4 protein-coding genes are annotated in these 3736 nt (G+C 48.8%); all 4 read left to right on the top strand.

Annotated elements, in window-relative coordinates; translation table 11 throughout:
• Nucleotides 1-446 precede the first annotated feature (446 nt).
• The 4 genes from ACPLUI_RS12410 to ACPLUI_RS12395 all read left to right on the top strand — a co-directional run bounded on the left by ACPLUI_RS12410 (nucleotide 447) and on the right by ACPLUI_RS12395 (nucleotide 3728).
• Nucleotides 447-1103 carry an energy-coupling factor ABC transporter permease gene (locus ACPLUI_RS12410; protein ID WP_424660570.1) on the top strand — a complete coding sequence of 219 codons (657 nt, stop codon included), beginning with the start codon at nucleotides 447-449 and terminating at the stop codon, nucleotides 1101-1103.
• The gene (locus ACPLUI_RS12405; RefSeq protein ID WP_424660569.1) at nucleotides 1100-1423 is read left to right on the top strand and encodes a PDGLE domain-containing protein; all 324 of its coding nucleotides are present in this window, start codon (nucleotides 1100-1102) and stop codon (nucleotides 1421-1423) included. The genes ACPLUI_RS12410 and ACPLUI_RS12405 overlap by 4 nt, the downstream gene beginning before the upstream one ends.
• Nucleotides 1424-1661: 238 nt before the next feature.
• Nucleotides 1662-2306 carry an HD-GYP domain-containing protein gene (locus ACPLUI_RS12400; RefSeq protein ID WP_424660568.1) on the top strand — a complete coding sequence of 215 codons (645 nt, stop codon included), beginning with the start codon at nucleotides 1662-1664 and terminating at the stop codon, nucleotides 2304-2306.
• Entirely contained in the window at nucleotides 2307-3728 is a 1422-nt protein-coding gene (locus ACPLUI_RS12395) for a GGDEF domain-containing protein (protein ID WP_424660567.1), read from the top strand. It begins immediately after the preceding gene.
• Nucleotides 3729-3736 lie beyond the last annotated feature (8 nt).

Here is a 3736-nt window from a genome sequence, read left to right as displayed (position 1 = left end):
CTCGCTGGTTGGGCAAGTGGGCTGGTGTAGTCTCAGGTCTAATTTTGATTTTTGTTGGTGTATATGAATTTTTCTCATGAAGTTTTATAGAATAAGGTTCCCTATTAGCCAATTTTTTGGCGGTATCCCTGCTTCCTTCTTTCTTTAAAGTATAATGCCGTACCTCTCAATGGCTAAAGTCAGGACTACTGTTTTGGAAATAGTTTGGTGCAAAAATTTCCTCAGTTGCAGCAGGAATTTGGAACTGTTTAGAGAATAAAGCAAAAAGCAGGCTATCTCAACCTTGCCAGGAAGGCACGGGGGTTTCCCAGGCTGCTTTTAAAGCAAAACAACGAATGACGGTGACCACGGAGGTCTCCCACTTGTAAGGGCCGAGGTGGTCATTTTTGTTTCCTCGGCCTCAAAAAGTACCTCTTCAAAAAGTACCTAACAAGGAGGCGTTTTCGGTGCATATTCCCGACGGCTTTTTAGCCCCTCAAGTGTGGTTGAGTACCAGCGCAGTAAGCGCTGGAGCGCTGGCCGGAGCGCTGGCCCAAACAAGAAAGACCCTGGAGGAGCGGCAGGTTCCGCTACTGGGTGTCATGGGTGCCTTCATCTTTGCTGCCCAAATGGTTAACTTTCCCGTGGCTGGAGGTACTTCTGGCCATCTCCTGGGAGCTGCTCTGGCGGCTGTACTCCTGGGGCCCTGGAATGCCATGCTGATAATGACCGCAGTTCTGGTTATTCAGATGCTATTCTTTTATGACGGCGGCCTTACCGCTTTGGGGGCCAACGTGCTGAATATGGCTGTTATTGCTCCGTGGGTAGCCTACGGTACATATCGCCTGGTTGCTGGCCTTTTGAGAGGAAATGCCTCCCGGGCAGTGGCTGTTTCCCTGGCTTCCTGGGTTTCCGTAATGGCTGCAGCGCTGGCTTGTAGCCTGGAACTTGCCCTTTCCGGGACGGTGCCTTTGAGAATAGTTTTGCCGGTCATGATGGGCTGGCACGCCCTCATTGGTATTGGCGAGGCTCTAATTACTACGGCGGCAGTTGCCTTTGTGTTCCGGACCTGGAGCACGGAGCAACCCTGGCATGAAAACTTTGTGGCAGGTGAGCAGAAATGAAGAGAAATTTATTCTTTGGATTTTTAATTGCCCTGGCTGTGGCAGCGTTTCTCTCCCCTTTTGCTTCCCCTTATCCCGATGGGCTGGACCGGGTAGCCGAAGATAAGGGTTTTTTAACCCTGGCTGAGGGCAAGAAGCTGATTCACGCTTTTATGCCTGACTACCAGTTCCCGGGGATCACTCACCAAGGCCTGGCCACTTCCATTGCCGGCATAATTGGCACACTTTTGGTTTTTGCAGCTCTTTATTTTCTGGCCAGGGTTTTATCAAAAACCCGGACGGCAGCTTCCTCCTTGAAGGGGAAAGAAGATAGAAAATAGGTCAGGGATTGCTGCGCGTATGCAGTTGCCTGGAAAAGCAGGTCGGGGATTGGTTACAATAAAAACGCCGTAGTAACACGCTCATCAACATCTTGCCAGTCTGGTTACTGTAAACCGGAAAGTTCTGCCGTACCTGCCGTATCACCTCCGTGCCACCTAGAGGAAAAAGTTAGAACCGGAAACCTGAAAGCAAGAGGCCACGAAGGCTGACTTTCTAACCCCTTAGAGAGGAATCTTCGTGGCCTTACTTAATTGTTTGGGGGATGTTATCATGGGCATTCCTGTGGCCAGCACAAATCGTATTTTGCCCTCGGTTTACCCTCTTTTGGAACGTTGTTTTCCTGAACTTTCCGCTCTTCCGGATTTACTGGCACACAGTATCAGGACAGCAAAGTACGCCTTTCAATTGAGTTGCTTCCTGGGACTTTGCAAACCCCAACTCCTTTTTTGGGCCGGTGCCTTGCATGACGTGGGTAAAATACTGGTGCCGCGTCATATTCTGGAAAAACCCGGCCCTTTGCTGGAAAGCGAATGGGAAGTAATAAAGCAACACCCCTTGTGGAGCCTCGAATTGGTAGAAAGCAGGTGTTATAATATGCGGGACCTGAAAGATATCCTGGCCGCAATTAAAGCACATCACGAGTCCTGGGATGGCACAGGTTATCCCGACGGGCTGGAAGGTAACGGCATCCCCCTGGAAGCGAGGATTTTAGCCCTGGCCGATATATTTGACGCCCTGACTTCTTCCCGGCCTTACCGTTCTCCGCTGTGTTTAGAGGAGGCTCTTAAGGTAATGGCAGAAATTAGAGGTAAGAAACTGGACCCGTTACTGTTTCAGATAGCGCAGGCTTTCCTGTCGCACTTTGGGGAGGACAGGAATTAGATGCCGGGCGGCAAGAGAAAGCGCAGTATAATTGAAATTTTTACCCTATGGTTCTTTACCCTTGCCCTGGTTCCTACCTTACTGGCCGTCTACGCTACGGCCAAGTACCTGACCTTACAAACCGTTGCCTGGGCAAATAGATACCTGGGGCAGATGGTTCTATACGAAAGCCAGCTTATTTCACTTTCTCTGCAGCACACTCTGGAAGATGATGGTTTTTTCTTCTCATTTGAGAGGGGGAAGATTGCAGCCACTAAAGATAGCTTGCTGAAAATAATAGACCCGGCCCAACTAAGGCCTTCTTTCCCGGTGGAACCGGAACCTCAACAAATTTTTGCTCCCAAGCATCTTTTTGGATTTGGCTACCAGCCCAAGCTAAAGCTCAGAGAACTACCGGTCATCTACCTGGAAGATAGTAATGGTGGTGTTCTTTATCTGACCGGCCAAAAAGTAAGACCCTCTTCCATAGAGAGGTTGTTGCTTAAGGCCTTCGGTTTAAAAGAAGACCTGGAGGTCGGCGCACCCGTGCCGGGAACCAATCTCAGGGTAAGAGTTTGGGCTTCAGTGGGAGGGCTTGTGGAGGAGCCTTTGCAGCAATTATGTGTTCCCGTCGGTGGTACGATTATCCTGGTGATATTACTGTCGGCCTTCCTTTATCCTCTGGCTGCGTCACAAATAGTCTATCCCTTAAAAAATTTGGCTGAACGCCTATCCCGTTTTGATCCGGCCCAAAAAGAGCATCTTCCAGTCAGCAGTTATCAGACCTTTGAATTGGCCCGGATCACCTCTTCTTTTAACAATATGGCGGACCGGGTACGGGAAACTTTATCCCAATTGGAACAGAAAGTAAAAGAACTGGAGGAAAAAAACGAACTTCTCCACCAGACCCGTCAGCGGCTGGAATGGCTTGCCAGCTATGACCCTCTTACAGGTGTTCTTAACCGCAGATCTTTTATGGAACAATGTTTGTACTTAGTCAAAAAAGCGGGCATGGAATATCCTTACGTGGCCATTTTGATGATGGACGTGGATAATTTTAAGACCATAAATGATTCCTATGGTCATCCGGTGGGCGATATGGTGCTGAAGAAAATAGGGGAACTATTGAGACATCAAGTCAGGAAAGATGATCTGACAGGGCGGTACGGAGGTGATGAATTTGTTATGTTCTTTCTCGTTGACCAGCCGGAAGAATTTAATGTTCTCGCCCAGCGTATTTTTTCCTCTCTTTGCTCTGCACTGGCTTCCCTGTCAGAACCGAATCTGAATGTTTCCATCAGTATGGGTGGGGCAATTGCCGGACGTTTTTTAATTAATGACGACCGCGACCTGGAACGGCTTATCGGCCTTGCTGACCAGCTTCTTTTAGAAAGTAAGCGTCGTGGTAAGAAGTGCCTGGCACTTAACTTATTAACTTATTGAGTAACTTG

The organism is Desulfofundulus sp., from assembly GCF_049701015.1.
In the GTDB taxonomy this organism is placed as follows: Bacteria; Bacillota; Desulfotomaculia; order Desulfotomaculales; family Desulfovirgulaceae; genus Desulfofundulus.
This window is presented reverse-complemented; position numbering and strand designations above follow the sequence as displayed.